This window comes from Vibrio sp. Y10_XG_PY6 (assembly GCF_024181795.1).
GTDB classification, from domain to species: Bacteria; Pseudomonadota; Gammaproteobacteria; order Enterobacterales; family Vibrionaceae; genus Vibrio; species Vibrio diabolicus.
The window spans coordinates 393,812-414,867 of sequence record NZ_JAMZAQ010000004.1 but is presented as its reverse complement, the minus strand read 5'-3'; the positions used below and the strand labels follow the sequence as shown (position 1 = coordinate 414,867).

16 protein-coding genes are annotated in these 21,056 nt (G+C 45.3%); 10 read left to right on the top strand and 6 right to left on the bottom strand.

The features are described 5' to 3' along the window. The first annotated feature begins 18 nt into the window (after nucleotides 1–18). On the top strand, nucleotides 19–1,317 hold the full coding sequence (gene phoR, locus NL644_RS20495; RefSeq protein WP_005383667.1) for a phosphate regulon sensor histidine kinase PhoR: 1,299 nt from the start codon (nucleotides 19–21) through the stop codon (nucleotides 1,315–1,317). Further along, a complete protein-coding gene (locus tag NL644_RS20490) occupies nucleotides 1,317–2,276 on the top strand; it encodes a PstS family phosphate ABC transporter substrate-binding protein (RefSeq protein ID WP_114323872.1) in 960 nt (319 codons plus the stop codon). Before phoR ends, NL644_RS20490 begins: the two co-directional genes overlap by 1 nt. A 34-nt stretch (nucleotides 2,277–2,310) precedes the next feature. Here the strand turns inward: NL644_RS20490 and ppx are convergent, their stop codons facing one another. Next, the gene (gene ppx, locus NL644_RS20485; RefSeq protein ID WP_065646333.1) at nucleotides 2,311–3,816 is read right to left on the bottom strand and encodes an exopolyphosphatase; all 1,506 of its coding nucleotides are present in this window, start codon (nucleotides 3,814–3,816) and stop codon (nucleotides 2,311–2,313) included. Further along, nucleotides 3,800–5,890: a polyphosphate kinase 1 gene (gene ppk1 / locus NL644_RS20480; protein WP_005391598.1), complete on the bottom strand. Its 2,091-nt coding sequence runs from the start codon at nucleotides 5,888–5,890 to the stop codon at nucleotides 3,800–3,802. The genes ppx and ppk1 overlap by 17 nt, the downstream gene beginning before the upstream one ends. Before the next feature lie 207 nt (nucleotides 5,891–6,097). On the opposite strand from ppk1, the gene NL644_RS20475 reads away from it, so the two are divergent. From NL644_RS20475 to phoU, 4 genes are read left to right on the top strand one after another with little or no spacing between them, the layout of a single operon-like run. Then, complete coding sequence (locus tag NL644_RS20475; RefSeq protein WP_114323871.1) at nucleotides 6,098–8,302, top strand: ABC transporter permease subunit; 2,205 nt, start codon at nucleotides 6,098–6,100, stop codon at nucleotides 8,300–8,302. A gap of 30 nt (nucleotides 8,303–8,332) precedes the next feature. After that, nucleotides 8,333–10,006: a phosphate ABC transporter permease PstA gene (gene pstA, locus NL644_RS20470; protein ID WP_114323870.1), complete on the top strand. Its 1,674-nt coding sequence runs from the start codon at nucleotides 8,333–8,335 to the stop codon at nucleotides 10,004–10,006. A 2-nt stretch (nucleotides 10,007–10,008) separates the two neighbouring features. Further along, nucleotides 10,009–10,827, top strand: a complete 819-nt coding sequence (gene pstB, locus NL644_RS20465) for a phosphate ABC transporter ATP-binding protein PstB (protein ID WP_005381745.1) — start codon at nucleotides 10,009–10,011, stop codon at nucleotides 10,825–10,827. Between the two features lie 30 nt (nucleotides 10,828–10,857). Beyond that, complete coding sequence (phoU, locus tag NL644_RS20460; RefSeq protein WP_114323869.1) at nucleotides 10,858–11,556, top strand: phosphate signaling complex protein PhoU; 699 nt, start codon at nucleotides 10,858–10,860, stop codon at nucleotides 11,554–11,556. A gap of 58 nt (nucleotides 11,557–11,614) precedes the next feature. Here phoU and ppk2 read toward each other — a convergent pair whose 3' ends face one another. From ppk2 to NL644_RS20445, 3 genes are all read right to left on the bottom strand, one after another. Further along, a complete protein-coding gene (ppk2, locus tag NL644_RS20455; RefSeq protein ID WP_047010197.1) occupies nucleotides 11,615–12,391 on the bottom strand; it encodes a polyphosphate kinase 2 in 777 nt (258 codons plus the stop codon). 70 nt (nucleotides 12,392–12,461) lie between these two features. Beyond that, the gene (locus tag NL644_RS20450) at nucleotides 12,462–13,211 is read right to left on the bottom strand and encodes a copper homeostasis protein CutC (protein WP_181869552.1); all 750 of its coding nucleotides are present in this window, start codon (nucleotides 13,209–13,211) and stop codon (nucleotides 12,462–12,464) included. A gap of 277 nt (nucleotides 13,212–13,488) precedes the next feature. After that, the gene (locus NL644_RS20445; RefSeq protein ID WP_005381738.1) at nucleotides 13,489–14,100 is read right to left on the bottom strand and encodes a peroxiredoxin C; all 612 of its coding nucleotides are present in this window, start codon (nucleotides 14,098–14,100) and stop codon (nucleotides 13,489–13,491) included. A 199-nt stretch (nucleotides 14,101–14,299) separates the two neighbouring features. Between NL644_RS20445 and NL644_RS20440 the strand changes: the two genes are divergently transcribed. From NL644_RS20440 to aceA, 3 genes are all read left to right on the top strand, one after another. Next, on the top strand, nucleotides 14,300–15,205 hold the full coding sequence (locus NL644_RS20440) for a hydrogen peroxide-inducible genes activator (RefSeq protein ID WP_005383681.1): 906 nt from the start codon (nucleotides 14,300–14,302) through the stop codon (nucleotides 15,203–15,205). Between the two features lie 606 nt (nucleotides 15,206–15,811). After that, the gene (gene aceB / locus NL644_RS20435) at nucleotides 15,812–17,440 is read left to right on the top strand and encodes a malate synthase A (RefSeq protein ID WP_181869551.1); all 1,629 of its coding nucleotides are present in this window, start codon (nucleotides 15,812–15,814) and stop codon (nucleotides 17,438–17,440) included. Nucleotides 17,441–17,560: 120 nt separating this feature from the next. After that, nucleotides 17,561–18,874, top strand: a complete 1,314-nt coding sequence (aceA, locus tag NL644_RS20430) for an isocitrate lyase (protein WP_005391585.1) — start codon at nucleotides 17,561–17,563, stop codon at nucleotides 18,872–18,874. A 124-nt stretch (nucleotides 18,875–18,998) separates the two neighbouring features. Here the strand turns inward: aceA and NL644_RS20425 are convergent, their stop codons facing one another. After that, nucleotides 18,999–19,448: a CBS domain-containing protein gene (locus tag NL644_RS20425; protein WP_005391583.1), complete on the bottom strand. Its 450-nt coding sequence runs from the start codon at nucleotides 19,446–19,448 to the stop codon at nucleotides 18,999–19,001. Between the two features lie 323 nt (nucleotides 19,449–19,771). Between NL644_RS20425 and NL644_RS20420 the strand changes: the two genes are divergently transcribed. Beyond that, entirely contained in the window at nucleotides 19,772–20,938 is a 1,167-nt protein-coding gene (locus NL644_RS20420; RefSeq protein WP_114323867.1) for a trypsin-like serine protease, read from the top strand. Nucleotides 20,939–21,056 lie beyond the last annotated feature (118 nt).

The window sequence follows — 21,056 nt, the reverse complement described above, 5'->3', positions numbered from 1 at the left end:
CCATTTCTGGAGTTATGAGTGGTTGAAAGATTAACGTGGAAAAAGCTGGCCTGGGAGCTGGCTTTTTTTTACACCCCATGGGTGATAGTAGGTTGGATATTCGGTTATATGCCGTGGTTGCTTTTGGCTGCTACGGCATTGCAGCTTGTGTGGCATTTGCATAACCAAGTACGTTTATCTTCTTGGTTATGGGATGAAAAGCGCCTTACACCACCGTCTGGTAGCGGTAACTGGGAATCTTTGTTCAATGGCTTGTATCGCTTACAGCAGCGTCAACGCCGTAAACGCAAAGAGCTTACTAATCTCATTCGCCGATTCAGAAATGGTGCGGAATCGTTACCCGATGCCGTCGTGGTGTTCCGTGCTGAAGGCAATATCGTTTGGTGTAACAAACTGGCTCAACACTTATTGGGTTTCCATTGGCCGGAAGACTCTGGTCAACCTATCTCCAACCTCATTCGTACGCCTGATTTTATCAAGTACCTCAACAAGAAAGACTTCTCTGAGCCATTGGAAATGCGCTCACCACTCAATGTCGAACGCATGCTAGAACTACGTATAGTACCGTATACCGAAGGTGAACATTTGATGGTGGTGCGTGATGTTAGCCAGTTAAAACAACTTGAGGGAATGCGCCGTAATTTCTTTGCTAACGTTTCTCATGAACTGCGTACACCAATGACGGTGCTACAAGGTTATTTAGAGATGACAGAAGACCCTGACATGGTTGTGGGCCCAATGTGGAGCAAAGCGCATGGCGTCATGACGGAGCAGCTCAACCGCATGAACAGTTTGGTGAACCAATTACTGACGCTATCTAAAATTGAAGCGGCACCTATGCATGAGCTTGAAGAAGTCGTGAATGTACCTGCGATGCTCGAAGTACTAGAAAAAGAGGCGGTCAGCCTTAGTGGGGACAACCAACATAAATTGAAATTTGATGTTGATGCTAGCCTACGCGTACTGGGCGATGATGACCAGTTACGTAGTGCTATCTCTAACCTCGTTTATAATGCTGTCAAATACACACCGCCTGGCGCGAACATTAATGTTCGTTGGTTCCAGACATCTCAAGGCGCATGCTTAGAGGTGGAGGATAGTGGTGATGGTATAGAACCTCAGCACCTCCATCGACTTACTGAGCGTTTTTATCGCGTCGATAAAGCAAGATCACGCGATACCGGAGGGAGTGGGTTAGGGTTGGCTATTGTGAAACATGCGCTGAGTCACCATGACTCTCATTTAGAAATTCACAGTGAAGTAGGTGTGGGCAGTAAGTTTTCTTTCGTATTGCCTGAGCGTTTGGTGGTGAAATAATGGCGTTACGATTGGCAAAAACATTTAGTTTATTCGCGCTTGTTTGTTCCTGTATGGCTGCCGCTCAAGATAAACCATTGCCGAGTTATCATAAAACGACGGGGATTGTCGGGAACTTGCTCTCTGTTGGATCCGATACACTTGCGGGTATGACAACGCTTTGGGTTGAAGAGTTTAAATCCATTTACCCGAATATTAATGCGCAAGTCCAAGCGTCTGGCTCTTCCACGGCGCCCCCTGCATTGACCGAACAAACAGCTCAGTTTGGTCCCATGAGTCGCCCGATGCGTTTAAGAGAGGTTGAAGCGTTTGAACGTGAACATGGTTACAAGCCAACGGCGCTTAGGGTTGCGATCGATGCTATCGGTATTTTTGTCCATCAAGACAATCCAATTCAAGGGCTCAGCTTTAGTCAGTTAGATGCTTTGTTTTCTGCAACACTGCGCTGTGGTGAAAGTCAATTTGTCACAAACTGGCAGCAACTCGGTCTTGAATCACAGTGGGCAAAGCGAAACGTACAGTTGTTTGGTCGTAACTCCGTTTCTGGAACTTATGGTTACTTCAAAAGCAATGCCTTGTGTGGCGGCGATTTCAAGACCCGAGTAAACGAGCAGCCAGGCTCCGCGTCAGTTGTGCAAGCTGTAGCGTCAACCATCAGTGGAATTGGTTATTCCGGTGTCGGTTATCGAGTGGCAGGCGTACGCTTAGTTCCGGTGGCAAAAACGGGGAATGACTACGTGACGCCAACGCGAGAACATATTGTTAGTGGTAAGTACCCACTATCACGTTACTTATATGTTTACGTGAATAAGCACCCGGATTACCCATTAACACCAATTGAAGCCGAGTTTATTCGCTTTATTTTCTCCGCTCAGGGGCAAGCGTTGGTTGAGAAAGATGGTTATGTGCCCATTACGGCAGATTTTGCAGAAGAAGAGTTAAAAAAAGTCGGCCTGTAAGCCGACTTTTTGTTTAGGTATGAACAGCACGAGATCAGAAAGTGAGTGTCCACTTCACGCTGTCCCAACGTTCTTGTTCTTCCTGTAAATCAGCATGAAGCAATTTGTTGTTTTCTAGCCATGCTTTATCTGTGCACGTAAGAATCCATTCATCATTTTTGATGGATAAAGTGATGTCAGGCAATGGATCTTCGTTACGCTGTCCATTTAATACGATAGAAAGTCTTAATATTTTGATGAGGCTTATCACGTCACTTTGTTTGTAGAGGTTGAAGTCTGGCAGTTCTTGCAGTTTGAGCGCTTTGCGTTGGAAGCGGGCTAATGTTGCGAGCACTAATTGCTGTTCACGGTTGAAGCCTTGTAGAGTGGAATGCAACAGAATATAGAAAGAGTGGCGATGGAAGCTACGTAAGTTGATACTTAATCCGACTTCATGAAGCAACGCTGCCCATTCTAGTAAGTCAAATAACTCACTCTTTTTCTTAATGCCTAGTTCAGAGCGCACCTGACATAACATCTCACGTGCATGGCCTTTAACACGAGCAGCATGCTCTAAGTCAACCCGGTGTTTGTTGGCTAAATTTTCAGTTGTGCGCATACGTATATCGGAGCGCGCAAAACGCTCTTCCATTTCGTACAACAGACCTTCGCGCAGAGCACCATCGGAGAAAAACATCTGCTCAATGCGAAGTGCTTTGAAAATGGCGGACAAAATCGCCACGCCTGCCGCGAATACGGGCTTACGTTCTTCTGTTAAACCTGTCAGTTCAATCTCTTCAATTGAATCAAAATTACACAGAGTTTCAATAAGCGTGTCCAGTCTCTTCGCGGTGATCAGGCCATCTTCAAAACCTAATCCTACTAGCACTTCTTGAATCGCTTTGATGGTTCCTGATGAGCCGAGCGCGATATCCCAGCCTTTTTTACGGTATGCTGAAGCGATGGACTCGAGTTTTTGCTCGGCGGCTAACATCGCTTTATTGAAGTTTTTCCCAGACAGTTTGCCGTTTTTAAAATATTGCTCTGTAAAGCTGACGCATCCCATCTGTTTACTGTTGAGAAGCTCAGGTTCAAACTCTTGTCCAATGATCATTTCGGTACTGCCGCCGCCAATATCAACGACCAACTTGGAGTTTGACTCTACTTGAGTGTGAGCGACACCTAAGTAAATCAAGCGGGCTTCTTCTTCCCCTGGGATGATTTCTATTGGGAAGGGCATCACTTCTTTCGCACGCTCAATGAATAGATGAGCATTTTTAGCGCGTCTTAGTGTGTGTGTCGCGGCGATACGCACATTCGACTCATCAAGCCCTTGCAGTCTCTCTGCGAACATGGCTAAGCACTCTAACGCACGTTCCATCGCGGAATGACTTAAGTTCAATTCACTGTCGAGTCCTGATGCTAAGCGAACACGCTGTTTATGACGGCTAACCAGTTGTAAGTCACTGCCTACAACCTTGGCCACTACCATGTGGAAACTGTTTGAGCCGAGGTCTATCGCGGCAATGTAGCGAGTATCTTGTTCAAGTATTTGAGGCATCTGAATTTTGTTTTCTAGTTTGCTTTTCTATATTTTTAAGATAGTCATAGATAGCGATTTGAGAACGAACTTTTTTGCGATTACCTCGTGGTACGTAAGCGTTGCTCATTTCCTTATCTATAAAACGAGCCTTTACTGTATCGGTAAAATGGATATTCGTTATATCAATAATTCTCTGTTTCAAACGTGGATCACGGACTGGCGCCGCCACCTCAATGCGGTGATCGATATTTCTTGTCATCCAGTCAGCAGAAGAGATATAGACTTGCGGATCGCCATCGTTATGGGTAATCACCACGCGTGGGTGTTCCAAAAAGCGGTCAACAATACTGATGATCCGAATGTTGTCGCTGATTCCCTCAATGCCTGGTACTAAGGAGCACATGCCGCGAATGATCATATTTATCTTCACTCCCGCCGTACTTGCTCCATATAGCTTATTGACGATGCCTTTATCGACTAGGTTATTGACCTTGATCGTAAGGGCGGCTTTCTTTCCTAGCTTGGCATTCGCAATTTCATTATCGATCAGGCGGTAGATTTGGGTACGAGAATTACGTGGAGATACCATGAGGTGATTGAACTTCACTGGGCGATATGGATTCTCAATGTAACCGAAGACATTACGAACTTCGTTAGTGATTTCTTGATCTGCGGTAAGGAGAGAGAAGTCGGTATAAATTCGTGCCGTCTTCTCATGGAAGTTGCCTGTGCCGATGTGCGCGTAGCGAATAATTTCTTCACCTTCACGGCGACTGATCATCAGTAGCTTTGAATGAATCTTGAGGCCAGGCGCTCCGAAGATGACGTGCACACCTGCCTCGGTCAACACTTTTGACCATTCGATATTGGCTTCTTCATCAAAGCGAGCCTGCAGCTCCACGACCACGGTGACATTTTTTCCGTTGTGCACGGCATCAATTAATGAGTTCATCAAGCGAGAATCTTTCGCGACGCGATAAATGTTAATCTTGATACTAAGTACTTTTGGATCGAAGGAGGCCTGGCGTACCAACTCACTAATGTGGTCAAAAGTGTGGTAGGGGTAATAGAGTAGAATATCTTTCGCTTTAATCGCATCAAAGCTGTTAGCGTAACCTTCGAAATCGGCGCATTTCATTGGTGGAAGCGGTTTATTTTCAAGGTACTCTCGCCCAACATTTGGAAACGCAATGAAGTCTTTAAAATTGTGATAGCGGCCGCCGGGGATAAGGTTATCGTAATTAGAGATATTGAGCTTGTTACAAAGAAACTCTAGCATTTGGGGCGGCATATCACGTTCGTAGACGAAGCGAACGGGCTTTGCTGTCAGTCGCTGATTGACACCTTCAGACATTTGTTCGAGCAAGCTGTATTCGATTTCGTTGCGTAAATCGTATTCGGCGTCACGCGTCATTTTCATCGCATAGCCGCTAAGCTCATCATAATCAAAAAAGCCTTTGAACAGCTCATCCAAACAGTGGCGGATAATATTATCAAGTAAGATGATGGTTTTTCGACGCTTTCCTTTCTGTTCTGGTACCATCACAAAGCGGGGAAGGTGATCGGTCGGAATTTCGATCAAAGCGTACTGGTAATGCTCTTCTTTACGTAGCTCTACAGCGATGTAAGCGTACTCGTCTTTGAGAAATTGCAGAACATCGATCTCATCTTTCATTAGCAGAGGGGTGATATGCGGCATGACCTCTCTACGGAAGTATTTCGCGATCCACTTTTGTTGCGATTCATCCAGTTGTTGTTCGTTGACCAAGAAAATGCGACGTCGCGCCATTTCTCGAATCAATTCGCTGTAAAGCTCATCAAATTGTTCGTTAAGCTTGAGTGCTTTCGACTGCATTTTGGTTAACAGTCGTTTAGGGCTATCGCTGCCACCGCGCTCTTGGCTGATTAGGATTCTGCGCTTCACGTCAGCAAAGCGTACTTTGTAAAATTCATCTAAATTGTTGGAAAAGATCCCAAGAAAGCGAATACGTTCGATCAAAGGGACGGTTTTATCGGCAGCTTCTTGTAATACTCGTTCGTTGAAAGACAACCAACTCAGTTCTTTTTCTATATATAGTTTTTCTGCGCTCATAACCTTACCTAGCCAAAAGTGAAGTAATACGTACTCATCTTGGAAAAATGGATGAGTGAGAACATTATGAGATTTTCATTACAGATTTATTTCATACCACGCATTGCATAAGAGTTGTATTCTTTTCAGGTGTTTAATGTGATCTGTAATATAATTGTCATCTTAACGACATATTCTAGTACTAAGTCAAAAAAGGTAGAGATTTAAATGGCACAAGCCGAGTTTTCATTGCAGGAAAAAGATAAGAAACGACTGATAAAAGATCGTTTAGTTCGACTTGCAGTGACATCCGGTGGTGTCGGCGTACTCGCGGCGCTTATTTTGATCTTTGTCTACCTCGCCATGGTGATCATTCCGCTTTTTTCTGATGCGGAGATCAAAACCAACCAAGCAATTCGAGCCACTCATATTGAAACACCACTTGCGATTTCAGTGGATGATTACGCTCAGCTCGCGTTCGTTCTAACCCAAAGTGGTGAGATTCAATATTTGTCGATGGACGATCCTACGAAACCTGCGGTGTATAAACAGCAAATCGTCCAGGAACCCGTCGCTTTCTCTCAATCGGCTCCTGGACTAGGTTGGTATGGGTTTGTTGATGGGCAGGGTAAAGCGCACCTTTTCAAGCCTGAATTTAATGCCACGTTGAGAGAAAATACACGTCCTCCGGAAGTGATTGAGTTAGACACCAGCATGGATCTGACGCTGAGTACGCCTCAAGATCCTGTGACTCAGTTTGTGTTTGCAGTTTCAACGCCCTTACCAACAATTGTTTGGCAGACACAAAGCGGTGAAGTGAAGGCTCGTTGGCAAGTGGCTTCATCTTTGGGTACGCCTCCGACAACGATCGATTTTACGTTCTCTTCAGGCTTTGATGCACCTCAGCAAATGTTATTGACACCTGATGGTGAAACACTTTATTTGCGCGATGGCTCTGAGTTGATCGTGTTAAAGAAAACTGCACGTAAATTTGCTGTGCGAGAGGTGGTCGACCTCACTCAAGGTGATAAGAAGCACTCCGTTCGTACAATGGACCTACTGGCTGGTGCTTACTCGCTTTTGGTGACACACAACGATGGTCGGGTGTCGCAATGGTTTGACACGCTGCAAGAAGAGAGACGCACGTTAACGCATATTCGTGATTTTAAATTGGCATCAGAGCTTAAGTATTTGTTGCCGGATTCTCATCGCAAAGGATTTTATAGCTTTTACACCAACGGCACGTTGCAAAGCCATTATACAACCAGTGAAAAACTGGTGTTGTTTAAGCGTGCGTACAATCAAGCGCCCGCAATCGCAGCAATGTCTAACAATGAACGCTACTTAATCACTTGGCAAAATAATGCGTTAAATGTTGCGGAAGTGGACAATGCCTATCCGGAAATTTCATTGTCCTCATTATGGCAAGAAGTGTGGTACGAAGGGTATCCTGAGCCTGAATTTGTGTGGCAATCGACTTCGGCGAGCGATAACTTTGAGGCTAAGTTCAGCCTAGTACCTATTGCGTTCGGGACGATAAAAGCGGCGATGTTTGCGATGCTGTTTTCAGTACCGCTCGCAGTGCTAGGTGCTATTTATACGGCTTACTTTATGTCGCCACGTATGCGTCGTGTCGTAAAACCGTCGATTGAGCTAATGGAAGCACTGCCGACGGTGATCATAGGTTTCCTAGCGGGATTGTGGTTCGCGCCTATTGTCGAAGATCACCTGATTACGATCGTCGTCATGCTGTTTGTTTTGCCCTTGAGCACCATGATTATGGGCGGGCTATGGGCATTAATACCGCAACCTTTGCGGAATCGTCTGCCTAATGGTTGGCATGCTTTAGTGCTCATGCCTGTCATATTGGTACTGATTGGGCTTGGAGTGTGGATTTCGCCTACGATTGAGCAGACGTTCTTTGGTGGCGATATGCGCTTATTCTTAACCGAGCATGGTATTGGATACGATCAACGCAATGCATTGGTGGTGGGGTTAGCGATGGGGTTTGCTGTTATCCCGACGATTTTTACCATTGCCGAAGATGCCATTTTCTCTGTACCGAAGCATTTATCGGATGGCTCTTTGGCATTAGGGGCCACGCCTTGGCAAACTTTAATCTATGTTGTCTTGCTTACCGCAAGCCCAGGTATTTTTTCTGCCATTATGATGGGCCTGGGACGCGCTGTTGGCGAAACCATGATTGTGTTAATGGCAACGGGCAATACGCCATTAATGGATTGGAATATTTTGGAAGGATTGCGCAGCCTGTCGGCGACCATCGCCGTTGAGTTGCCAGAGTCGGAAGTTGGAAGTTCGCATTATCGCCTGCTGTTCCTAGCTGCATTGATTTTGTTTGTGTTTACGTTTGCAGTAAACGCGCTTGCGGAGTGGGTTCGTCAGAGACTGAGAGATAAGTACCGTGCGTTGTAATAATGGTTTGAATAAAGAGCGAGTAATAACGTGTTAAATTGGATTCGTTCTGGCGCACCGTGGATATGGCTAACAGGCGGTGCAGTCAGCATCAGTTTGTTGTCGGTATTAGGGTTGTTACTCCTTATCGGCTGGAAAGGCCTGACTTACTTTTGGCCAGCGCCCTTGTATCAGTGGAATGTTGCAGCGCTGACTCCTGTACAAGGCGAAGTGCTACATGAAAATACTATTCTGATTGGTCAAGTGTATGAGCGCAGCTTTGTACCGAAGAGTTATTTGCCTGAAAGCGCAGCACAACAGTTAGAAGACGATGAAGATTTTGCCACGCGACTCAACATCAAAATCGCTAACCGAGAGTTGTATCCCGCCGATTTTATCTCCGTATTGCAAATGCAGTTGGATGAGCCTACGACGCCAAAAGAGTGGGCGGTGATAGAGCGCAGTAGCGGTGGTTATTTCTTTGGTAAGCTGGTGGCGTTTCAAGATGGCGATAATATATACACCAGTGATATTCAATCGGTACTAAATAAAAAGCTTGATGATGCAGAAACTCTGCGCAATGAGATTGATTCTTTGGTGGTCGATCAGCTTAAAGAGCTTGGTTGGAAGCTAGAGCAGTTGCGATTAGATAAGCGCAAGCATGAATTGAATGACACGCTGACAGAAAGCTTTTTAAACGAAAACCAGACGAAAAAAGAGCGGATAGAGAAAGCTCTGGCGACGTTAGATTTACAGCTTGATGGCTTACGATTACAGCTTTCTGGCTATGCCCTGATTGTCGAGGATATGACGGGCTCACAAGTATCGATTCCGCTCGAAGACATTTTGGACTACTGGTACCCAAACCAAATGTCACTGCCTGATAAAGTCATGCACTGGGGGAAGCAGGTTTGGAAGTTTTTATCTGAAGATCCAAGAGAGTCGAACTCTGAAGGAGGCGTGTTCCCTGCGATATTTGGTACGGTTTTCTTAGTACTTATCATGTCGATCATTGTGATGCCACTTGGGGTGATCGCTGCTATCTATCTGCATGAATACGCTAAGAATAACGCTCTAACCAGGGTTATTCGTATTGCGGTTATAAACCTAGCGGGTGTTCCATCGATTGTTTATGGCGTATTTGGTTTAGGCTTCTTTGTTTATACGATTGGTGCCTCTATCGACAACGTATTCTATGCGGAAAAGTTACCGGCACCAACCTTTGGTACTCCGGGTTTGTTGTGGTCTGCACTAACTCTTGCCGTGCTGACGCTTCCAGTTGTGATTGTGACAACAGAAGAAGGTTTAACTCGTATTCCGAGTTCAGTACGACATGGTTCTCTGGCGCTTGGTGCAACTCAGTTCGAAACACTATGGCGTGTGGTTTTGCCTATGGCGACGCCAGCTATTATCACAGGGCTGATCCTTGCGATTGCGCGTGCAGCTGGCGAAGTAGCGCCACTGATGCTGGTGGGGGTCGTGAAATTGGCATCCAGTTTACCGGTTGACGGGCAATTCCCTTATGTGCATTTGGATAGAAAGTTCATGCATTTAGGTTTTCACATTTACGATGTTGGCTTTCAAACCTCCAACATCGAAGCGGCGCGACCATTAGTTTATGCCACCTCTTTCTTACTCGTGACAGTGATTGTCGGGCTAAACTTAACAGCAATCAGTATTCGCAATAATTTACGAGAAAAATACAGAACGTTAGGACAAGATTAAGTATGTTTAATTTTGATAGTACATTAGGTTATGAGCCACCATTGGACGTTCATAATTTAACGGATGAACAAACAGCAATCTCAATCGAGAACCTTAATCTGTTCTATGGTCAAACTCAGGCGCTGCATGATATTTCGATGCGAATTCCCAAAGGGCGAGTCACCGCTTTTATCGGTCCTTCAGGGTGTGGAAAGTCGACGTTATTACGTTGCATCAATCGCATGAACGACTTAGTGGAAGGGTGTCGAGTCACAGGTAAAGTGCGTCTACATGGCAAGAATGTTTACCATCCTAATGTCGATGTTGCGACACTTCGACGCCGAGTGGGGATGGTGTTTCAAAGACCCAATCCATTTCCTAAGTCTATTTATGAAAATGTAGTTTATGGCTTACGCTTACAAGGTGTAAAAAACAGCCGCAGTTTAGATGACGCAGTGGAGCGATCCTTGCGCTCGGCGGCGTTGTGGGATGAGGTAAAAGATCGCTTGCATGAGAACGCATTTGGTTTATCTGGTGGTCAGCAACAGCGCTTGGTCATTGCGCGCGCGGTGGCGATTGAGCCGGAAGTCCTGTTATTGGATGAGCCGACATCAGCGTTGGATCCAATCTCAACTTTAACTATTGAAGAGCTTATCAATGAGCTTAAGACTCAATATACTGTCGTTATCGTTACCCATAACATGCAGCAAGCGGCGCGAGTGAGTGATCACACCGCATTCATTCATATGGGTAAGTTAATTGAATACTCTGACGCGGACTCGATCTTCACCTCGCCAATGAAGAAACAGACCGAAGATTACATTACGGGTCGATACGGTTAAGTCGCGACTCTATACGGAATAAGGAACATCATGCACTTTGGACGTCATATTTCAGGACAATTTAACGTAGAGCTAGAATCGATTCGTACTCATGTATTAACCATGGGTGGCTTGGTAGAACAGCAGCTTTCGTATGCTATTCAAGCCTTGCATAAAGAAGACATCGAACTGGCGCGTAAGGTTGTGCGTGACGATCATAAAGTGAATGCAATGGAAGTCTCGATCGATGACGCCTGCACACGCATTATTGCTAAGCGTCAGCCAACGGCAAAAGACTTGCGCTTAATCATGGCTATCATCAAAACGATCACTGATTTAGAACGTATCGGTGACGTGGCGACACGCATTGCTTACGTTGCCATTGAAAGCCCATCATCAAAAGAACGACAATTCCAAGTGTCGTTAGAGCCTCTCTGCCGTCAGGCTATTAATATGCTGCATCAGGTTTTGGATGCGTTTGCCCGCATGGATGTAGAAGCGGCAGCAGAGGTGCACAAACAAGATGACAAACTAGACGCAGAGTATGAAGCGGTGATTCGGCAGTTGATGACCTACATGATGGAAGATCCAAAAAATATCCCCAACATTCTGCAAGTGATGTGGTCGGCACGCGCGATTGAACGTGTGGGGGACCGTTGCCAGAACATCTGTGAATACATTATTTACTTCGTGAGAGGGAAAGATGTACGCCACCTAGGTGATCAAAGTATTGATGACGTACTGAAGTAACTGATTTCAACAAATAGACCAGCTTTTAGGCTGGTCTATTTATTAGGGGGAAAGCACGTCAATATTTATCAGGAACGAAGGTCTGGTCATCAATGGGCGCTCTGACGTAACCTTCTTTATTGAGTTCAGGTAATTCGATGGGTGAGTACTCAAGTGCTTTGTAATCAATCTGGCTAAGTAAATGGCTGATACAGTTCAAGCGCGCTTTCTTTTTCGAGTCAGAGGGCACGACCCACCAAGGACAGCTCTTCGTATCTGTGTAAGCGAACATTTTATCTTTTGCCTCAGAATACTCGACCCAGCGATGACGTGACTCCAAATCCATTGGGCTGAATTTCCAACGTTTAATCGGCGTATTAATTCGACCTAGAAAACGTTTTTCCTGCTCTTCGTCTGAAACCGAAAACCAATACTTAATCAGAATAATCCCAGAGCGTTGCAACATTCTCTCGAATTCAGGGCAAGAGCGTAAAAACTCTTCGTATTCGTCTGGAGTACAGAACCCCATGACTTTTTCGACACCCGCTCGGTTATACCAACTTCGGTCAAATAAAACGATTTCACCAGCAGATGGCAAATGAGCGACGTAACGTTGGAAGTACCATTGCGTTTTTTCTTTTTCTGTCGGTGCAGGCAGAGCGACCACGCGACAAACACGCGGGTTTAGCTTTTCTGTGATGCGTTTAATCACCCCGCCTTTGCCCGCAGCATCACGGCCTTCAAACAGAACCACCACTTTTAACCCTTTGTGTTTGACCCACTCTTGAAGTTTTACGAGCTCAACTTGCAGGTTCTTGAGCTCCTTTTCGTATTCCTTTTTCTTCAATTTAGACATACACCTTTCCTCACTCCTTGATAAACAATATGTTAGCACTCAAAAGCTATGCGTGTGAGGTTACGGTGGTCTATTTGAGAGCTGCTACGACATCGGTAATGGCTTGTGTACTTGTGATGGGGATTAAGAAATCATCGACATCAGTTGCGCCCATTTTGCTTTGTTCAGCAACAAAGTTCATTTTACTAGGTCGAGTCGTTTTGCCTGACAGATGGATTTCAGGAACTTGAGTGTCTTCTACTAATGCACGTACGTTACTCGCATTAACGCCAGCACCCGCCATGATTGCAATGCGTCCTTGGGCTTGTTCAACAAGAGATTTAAGTACTTTCTGGCCTGCTGGCGCAGAAGGTGCGAGCCCTGAAGTGAGAATGCGTTCGCAGCCCAAACTGATGACCTCTTCCAATGCTGATTGAGCGTTTCTACATTGATCAAAAGCACGATGGAACGTTATGCCCAGCCCTAATTCCTGTGCGAATTCGCACAGTGCTGTTGCAAAGGGCATGTGGATATCCCCCTCTTGGGTGAGTACACCTAAAATCACACCATCCAAGCCCGATTGGTGAGCAGCTTCAATATCCCACCGCATCATTTCGATCTCTTCTTCATTGTAGAAGAAGTCACCTTGGCGTGGGCGGATCATGGCATAAACTGGAACACTAGAAAGCTTAGCCGCTTGCTGCATAAAGCCATAACTGGGTGTTAGTCCGCCTAAAGCCAAAGAGGAGCAAAGCTCAATCCGAGTGGCGCCGCCAGCAATGGCGTAGTGCAGAGATTCAATATTATCGATACAGACTTCTAGGTGAGTAACCACGTTCATTTATCCTGCTAACGTTACAAATAAGTGTTGTGGCTAAGATATTAACAGGGCCAGTAAGCAGAATCTGTATGGAGGGCATGAGAAATAGAGGTAAAGTTTACGCTGCAGCGTTACCTCATTTTGGCGGTTTATCTGAAGGTAAAAGAAAGCCCAGAGCATTTGCTCTGGGCTTTGATAGGACTTTACTTAGACTGATTGGCGTTTGCGGTTTTCCGCATTAGCTTTTTGCTTTATATACATCCAACCATCACACCCGTTGAGCTAGGGTGAAGGTCTATTATTTTTTGCCTAGGTCAGCTGCGTGCTCAGATAGGAACGCTGCAACACCTTTTGGAGATGCGTCCATACCTGCTTTACCTTCTTCCCATTGTGCAGGGCATACTTCGCCGTGCTTCTGGTGGAAGTTAAGAGCGTCAACCATGCGTAGCATTTCGTCGATGTTACGGCCTAGTGGTAGGTCGTTAACTACTTGGTGACGTACAACGCCTTCTTCGTCGATTAGGAAAGAACCACGGAAAGCAACGCCTGCTTCTGGGTGCTCAACGTCGTAAGCTTTACAGATTTCGTGCTTAACGTCAGCAACTAGTGGGTACTTAACTTGACCGATACCGCCATCTTCGATAGCAGTGTTACGCCATGCGTTGTGAGAGAACTGAGAATCGATAGAAACACCGATTACTTCAACACCTTTAGCTTGGAAATCAGCTAGACGGTTGTCGAATGCGATTAGCTCAGATGGGCAAACGAAAGTGAAATCTAGTGGGTAGAAGAATACTACTGCTTTCTTACCTTTAGTGAACTCTGCAAAGTTGAAGTTTTCAACGATTTCACCGTTACCTAGAACAGCTGCTGCAGTAAAATCAGGGGCTTGACGACCTACTAGTACCATTTTTTTGCTCCTAAAAAGTATGGTTAGTTCCAAACCGAATTCAGTTGTGTCGGTTTGGTCCGTGTTTGTACGAGACAAACTATAGTACAGATTGTAGTATTGAAAAAAGCGAAATAAATAGATTGAGTTAATCGAAAAAAACGATAATAGCAAAACTCTTAACTCGATCACTGGAACGGAGGTAGATACAAATACAATTATGAATAAATGGCCCAGTTTGAAGCAGTTGCACTACTTAGTCACACTGCATGAAACAAGACATTTTAGTGACGCTGCAGAGCGTTGTTTTGTCAGTCAGTCGACTTTAAGTAAAGGTATTCAAAACTTAGAGGAATTGATTGGTTGTCCATTATATGAAAAGAAAGACAAGAAAAGTCCACTGGTTTTTACCCAAACAGGAGAAATGGTAGTAAAGCAGGGGCGAGAGCTGTTAGCAAAAGGGCAAGATTTGGTCGAGCTTGGACGTATGTGCCAAGGCGACGATATGCAAGGCCAGCTAAAAGTGGGATGCATACCAACAATTGCTCCGTTTTTACTGTGTGATTTGGTGCAAGAGGTTAACTACCGTTTCCCACAACTGAATCTTTTATTAAGAGAAGACACGACAACAAACTTACTTCAAGCGCTTAGACACGGTGAGCTGGATGTACTCATTTTAGCGTTGCCAGTCGAAATTGACGGTATGGAAAGCCGAGTGGTGGGTAAGGATCCGTTTCGAATGGTTATTAGTGCGAATCAAGCCCAATCGGTGCCTGTGCCGATTCGTTACGCAGATTTACCTGACGAATCCGTCTTTTTATTAGAGAAAGAGCATTGCTTAACGGAACACGCGGTATCTGCGTGTAAATTAACAGATAAAGAAAAAATTAATCCGTTTACAGCAACCAGCCTTCATACTTTGGTGCAAATGGTTGCGAATGGTTTGGGAACAACGTTCATTCCTCAAATGGCTATCGACCACGGCCTACTGCATAACCAGAATTTAGTCGTGATCGATCCCCCAGGAAAGCAAGCCTATCGCGAAATTGGCTTAGTTTGGCGTCCGAGTTCATCAAGAACGAAAACATTTAATCAGCTTGCAGAAGTCGTTTCCGAACTGCTTTAGCTATTAGTATTAGCCTCTACATCTCCATTATTTATCTAAAAGCGCACTAAAAACAGTGCGCTTTCTAGTATTTTATTCTGTTGGTGAACTTTGACTTGTAAAATTTTACAGCTCTTCTTTGATGAAGCTTTCATAAAATAGTGAAATTTCACAATGTTAATTTTACACAAAACCTTGTATGTCTTGTTTGACCCTTGTTTGAATCCACCTTGCCAGCCCTTGTGAATACAAGGTGTTTGTTTGCCAGTCTATATTCATACACTCGTTTGAAATGATAAATCGACCTTAAAATTAATGTAATTTAATTACGTAATAACTTACAAAAATAGGTGTTCGATAGGCGGTTTTTACCCTGCCGAATAAAACTTCGAATTTTCTGTTTTGTTTATCTTGGGGGTTTCGTTAAATCCTTTGTTGAGATAGCTTATTTAAAGGCCGATAAGACTTATGTCTAGATTGAAAATACACATAACATTACGCAATCTATCGACATGGCTAGACGAGTTGAACACAAAGTTAAAGGATGTAATTTGTTGTTCATAACTTACAAATGTAGCTTTACGCTGACTGCCCAAGATGGATAAAGCACGTTAAGGATGAATGATTATGCTTGCTCAGACAGAACAAAAAACACAACAACTAAAGCAAACCCAAGGCATGCTTGAGGTGAATGGAGTCGTTGCTCCAGAGCATCAAGCAATTTTCCCTGTTGAAGCCCAAACCTTTTTATCTCTACTGTGTGAAAAATTTGCCGGACGTGTTGAGCAGTTGCTGGAAGCACGAGAAGAGAAGCAAGCGCGTATCGATGCAGGTGAGCTGCCAGACTTTTTACCAGAGACACAAGACATCCGTGAAGGAAGCTGGAAGATCCTGGGAATCCCACAAGATCTGCAAGATCGCCGTGTGGAGATTACCGGACCAACTGATCGCAAGATGGTGATTAACGCACTGAATGCGAATGTGAAAGTGTTTATGGCAGACTTCGAAGATTCAATGTCTCCAGCATGGAGTAAAGTGCTGGATGGGCAAGTGAATTTACGCGATGCCGTGAATGGCACCATCAGTTACACCAACCCTGGCAATGGCAAGCATTATCAGCTGGAAGATGACCCAGCGGTGTTGATCTGCCGTGTTCGCGGCCTTCATTTAAAAGAAAAACACGTTACGTGGCACGGTCAGATCATTCCAGGTGCGCTATTTGATTTCGCTCTGTACTTCTATAACAACTACAAAGCGTTACTTCAAAAAGGCAGCGGCCCTTATTTCTACATTCCAAAACTGCAATCGCATCACGAAGCGAAGTGGTGGAGCGAAGTGTTCCATTTCACGGAAGACTATTTCGGTCTTGATACAGGCACCATCAAAGCGACTGTGCTGATTGAAACTTTACCAGCCGTATTCGAAATGGATGAGATTCTGTTCTCTCTGAAAGAGCACATCGTTGGTTTGAACTGTGGTCGTTGGGATTACATCTTTAGCTACATCAAAACACTGAAAAATCACCCAGATCGCGTACTTCCGGATCGCCAAGTGGTGACCATGGATAAGCCATTCCTCAACGCTTACTCAAGATTGTTGGTGCGCACTTGTCATAAACGTGGCGCATTTGCGATGGGAGGAATGGCCGCCTTTATTCCGGCTAAAGACCCACAAGAAAACCAAAAAGTGCTGGATAAGATCCACAACGATAAATCACTAGAAGCCAACAACGGTCATGACGGTACTTGGGTTGCTCACCCGGGGTTGGCAGACACCGCAATGGAAGTGTTCAGTGCCACACTGGGGCAGCGCACCAACCAATTGGATGTGAGTCGCTCAGAAGACGCACCAATCACCGCTGCAGAGTTACTTGAACCGTGCAAGGGTGAACGTTCAGAAGAGGGCATGCGACATAACATCCGCGTTGCGCTGCAATACATCGAAGCGTGGATCTCTGGCAATGGTTGTGTGCCGATTTACGGACTGATGGAAGACGCAGCAACGGCAGAAATCTCACGTGCTTCTATCTGGCAATGGATTCAACACGGCAAGTCGCTCGACAACGGATTGAAGGTCACTAAAGAGCTGTTCGAGCTGTATCTGAAAGAAGAAATTGAAGTCGTGAAGCAAGAAATTGGCGAGCAGCGTTACCAAGCAGGTCGATTTGAAGAAGCGGCAGACTTGATGGCAAGACTCACCACAAGCGATGAGCTGACCAACTTTTTAACAGTTCCTGGTTATGACTACCTGGATTAATAAAGAATAACTGTAACATCAATAACGTGAAGGATTTTCAAGGCAGATAGGGAAGTACTGCCTGAGAACGGAAACTCAACGCACACGCATAAAGTGCAAATTATAAAGAGGGATAGACCAATGACTAACTTAACTCGCCGCCAACAAATTGAAGCTCTGGAAAAAGACTGGGCAACTAACCCGCGCTGGAAAAATGTAAAGCGTACATACACTGCTGAGGAAGTGGTGGAACTGCGTGGCTCTATGGTACCAGCTAACACAATTGCGCAACGTGGTGCAGACAAACTTTGGTCACTGGTCAACGGTAGCGCGAAAAAAGGTTACGTAAACTGTCTTGGTGCGTTAACTGGCGGCCAAGCTGTTCAACAAGCTAAGGCTGGTATTGAAGCGATTTACCTATCTGGTTGGCAGGTAGCGGCGGACAACAACACCGCTTCGACGATGTATCCTGACCAGTCTCTATACCCAGTAGATTCTGTACCGTCAGTAGTAAAGCGCATCAATAACTCGTTCCGTCGTGCAGACCAAATCCAATGGTCAGCAGGTAAATCGCCTGAAGATGAAGGTGGTATTGATTACTTCCTACCTATCGTAGCGGATGCTGAAGCAGGCTTTGGTGGTGTGCTTAACGCTTACGAGCTCATGAAATCGATGATCGAGGCAGGCGCAGCGGGCGTTCACTTTGAAGACCAGTTAGCATCGGTGAAAAAGTGTGGCCATATGGGTGGTAAGGTATTAGTTCCTACGCAAGAAGCGGTACAAAAGCTCGTTGCAGCTCGTTTGGCTGCTGACGTAGCGGGTACAACAACATTAGTTATTGCTCGTACTGATGCGAATGCGGCGGATCTCATTACGTCAGATTGCGACCCATACGATAAAGACTTTATTGAAGGTGAGCGTACTCAAGAAGGTTTCTACCGCGTTCGCGCTGGTATCGACCAAGCCATCTCTCGTGGCCTGGCTTACGCACCATATGCAGATTTGATTTGGTGTGAAACGGCTACGCCATGTTTGGAAGAAGCACGTAAGTTTGCAGAAGCGATTCACGCTGAATACCCAGATCAATTGTTGGCGTACAACTGCTCGCCTTCATTCAACTGGGAGAAAAACCTAGATGCAGAAACCATTGCTAAGTTCCAACAAGAGTTGGCAGACATGGGCTACAAGTACCAATTCATCACGCTAGCAGGTATTCACAACATGTGGTTCAACATGTTCGAACTGGCACACGCTTATGCTCAAGGTGAAGGTATGCGTCATTATGTTGAGAAAGTTCAGCGTCCTGAATTCCAGGCGGCAGAAAAAGGCTATACATTTGTTGCACACCAACAAGAAGTAGGTACAGGTTACTTCGATAGAATGACCAATACTATCCAAGGTGGTAACTCTTCAGTGACCGCATTGACAGGTTCGACCGAAGAAGACCAATTCTAATTGGCAGAGAAACACTTCCTTAATCAGCGTCAGTAATGGCATTTTGAGCGGCAACCCTGCCGCTCTTTTTTCGTTTAAAACGTTTAAGAAACGAAATTTACACCCAAGATAACGCGTTTGCGTATTATTCTTCTGGCTCGATTTCTTCGGGTTCCACTTCTTCTTGCAGTTCCAATAAGTTAATCGCAATGGTCACAAAGTCACTGTCAGTAATGATGCCTACCAATCGACCCTTGGTGACAACAGGTAAACAGCCAACTTTGTGCTTTTGCATGTAGATAGCGCTCTCTTTAAGCCCCGCGATGGGTTCGGCCGTCATGATGTTAGTGTGCATCATTTCGTAGAGCGGTGTATCTAGAGTAAAAGATTGTTCAGCCTCATCTGGGTGCAAGCTCGATTCTTGAGCAGCAAGAATGTCGCGTTGAGTCACCAAGCCTTGTAAGTGGTTATTGGCATCAACAACCGGAATATGTCGAATATCAAGCGCATCCATCATGCTTTTTGCATCACGCAAGGTGTGCGTGCGCAGTAAGGTATGAGGATTACGAGTCATCATGTCTTCAACCTTGATCATAGAGACCTCCAGCGGCATTGTCCTTCTCTTAAATATAGAGAATATTTTTCTGTATATCTGGGAGCTAACTCGTTTTTCATCAATTAAATAGCACAATACACTTGCGCTTCTTTTTGTCTGCGTAATCTGTGTCTTATCGACGTTTTTATTAATTTGAATAAGTCGGTTTGCGTGCGAGTCAGTTGGCATTTTTGATTGATATTGAATGTGTACCCAAGGTAATCCAATGAATTGAATCGCACATTTTTATTCGTTGGATTTTCCAAGATTCGTCTCTCGAAGAAGATACGCTCAGGCTTACCAAATTGAAGACAGCAACCTAAATGAAAAGAACAACGTGTAACAAACTCATTGCGCTGGCAGTGGCGGCATTCAGTGTGCAATCAGCACAGGCGATTGTGTTAGGAGATGAACTAACCGACTCTGTTGACCGCGTTACTTTACGAGCAAGTAATATGGCAGAGTTCCCACTGTGTGGCGGCACCATGCTGACGGAGCAGTGGGTGTTGACTGCGGCACACTGCGTGGTAATGGGGCAGGGAACGAACGAAGCAAGCTACTATGTGACCCCGCCGGGCGAGTTGTCGGTGAATGCGAATGTGCATGAACTTAATTCAGCAGGGCTTGATAACTTCTATCCGGTGTCTCACGTTGTGGTTCACCCTGATTACACGCGGATTTCAAAAGCTGAGACCGACAGTAATGGTAACGTGAAACCTATACAAACCGGTTTAGACTCAGACATCGCGTTGCTGTATCTCACGCGCCCAGTGGCAAACGCAAGCTTTGCTGACTTAGCAAACAAAGCCGACATGGAGAGTATCGAAGCGCGGTTGGCAGCGGATTGGAACGATAATTACCTGACCAATCAACGTGTCGAAAATGTGCAAGTGTTTGGGTGGGGGACCACTCAGCCGGATGCTTCTGAACCTTCCAATACGCTCAAAACCACCATTAGTACATTTTTACCCATCGACAAATGTTATGAGCGTTTAGAAATTGGCAGCAGTTTTCCGGGGATCATCGACTCAAGAGAAAACCAAACCAAAATTTGTACGCTACCAACGAAAAACCGAGTATTAGAGCCGGATAGCCACACCCAATATGGCAACTCTGCATGTAAAGGTGACAGTGGGGGGCCGCTGGTCGATGTGGCGACGGGAAAACAGATTGGTATTGTTAGCGGTGGACCTCTCATTCTTCCGACTTGTGGCTCTTTGACGATTCCAAGTTTCTACACCAAGGTGAGCCAATATTACGACTGGGTACAGTCTTACATTACTGCCGATGCGCCACCAAGTAGCTACATCATTGCACCGAACTTTATTAAAGAGGCTAATAACGAAGTCGGCGGAGATAAAGAGTGTCACGACGGTATCGCAACTAATAACTGTGATTTCAAAGGGGCAGATGATGATGGTGGCAGTCTCGGTCTGTGGCTATTGGGTCTATTCGTGCCCTTGGCGTGGTGGCGAAGGCGTGAGGTTTGATAGGGCGATTTGAATACTAAACAAGTAAGCAGCGTTATGCGCTGCTTTGCTTTTTAATGTTCCATTTCTTTCGACTTAAACTGAAAAATAATGCCAAGTGATCGCGGTTTTTCACGTT

Bases quoted from the DNA above. Each gene is read 5' to 3' on its own strand.
- NL644_RS20450 (WP_181869552.1), bottom strand. From the start codon at position 13,211: ATGAACGTGGTTACTCACCTAGAAGTCTGTATCGATAATATTGAATCT.
- aceA (WP_005391585.1), top strand. From the start codon at position 17,561: ATGACTAACTTAACTCGCCGCCAACAAATTGAAGCTCTGGAAAAAGAC.
- ppk1 (WP_005391598.1), bottom strand. From the start codon at position 5,890: ATGAGCGCAGAAAAACTATATATAGAAAAAGAACTGAGTTGGTTGTCT.
- ppx (WP_065646333.1), bottom strand. From the start codon at position 3,816: ATGCCTCAAATACTTGAACAAGATACTCGCTACATTGCCGCGATAGAC.
- pstB (WP_005381745.1), top strand. From the start codon at position 10,009: ATGTTTAATTTTGATAGTACATTAGGTTATGAGCCACCATTGGACGTT.
- NL644_RS20445 (WP_005381738.1), bottom strand. From the start codon at position 14,100: ATGGTACTAGTAGGTCGTCAAGCCCCTGATTTTACTGCAGCAGCTGTT.
- NL644_RS20425 (WP_005391583.1), bottom strand. From the start codon at position 19,448: ATGATCAAGGTTGAAGACATGATGACTCGTAATCCTCATACCTTACTG.
- ppk2 (WP_047010197.1), bottom strand. From the start codon at position 12,391: ATGTCTAAATTGAAGAAAAAGGAATACGAAAAGGAGCTCAAGAACCTG.
- aceB (WP_181869551.1), top strand. From the start codon at position 15,812: ATGCTTGCTCAGACAGAACAAAAAACACAACAACTAAAGCAAACCCAA.
- NL644_RS20420 (WP_114323867.1), top strand. From the start codon at position 19,772: ATGAAAAGAACAACGTGTAACAAACTCATTGCGCTGGCAGTGGCGGCA.
- NL644_RS20475 (WP_114323871.1), top strand. From the start codon at position 6,098: ATGGCACAAGCCGAGTTTTCATTGCAGGAAAAAGATAAGAAACGACTG.
- NL644_RS20440 (WP_005383681.1), top strand. From the start codon at position 14,300: ATGAATAAATGGCCCAGTTTGAAGCAGTTGCACTACTTAGTCACACTG.
- phoU (WP_114323869.1), top strand. From the start codon at position 10,858: ATGCACTTTGGACGTCATATTTCAGGACAATTTAACGTAGAGCTAGAA.
- NL644_RS20490 (WP_114323872.1), top strand. From the start codon at position 1,317: ATGGCGTTACGATTGGCAAAAACATTTAGTTTATTCGCGCTTGTTTGT.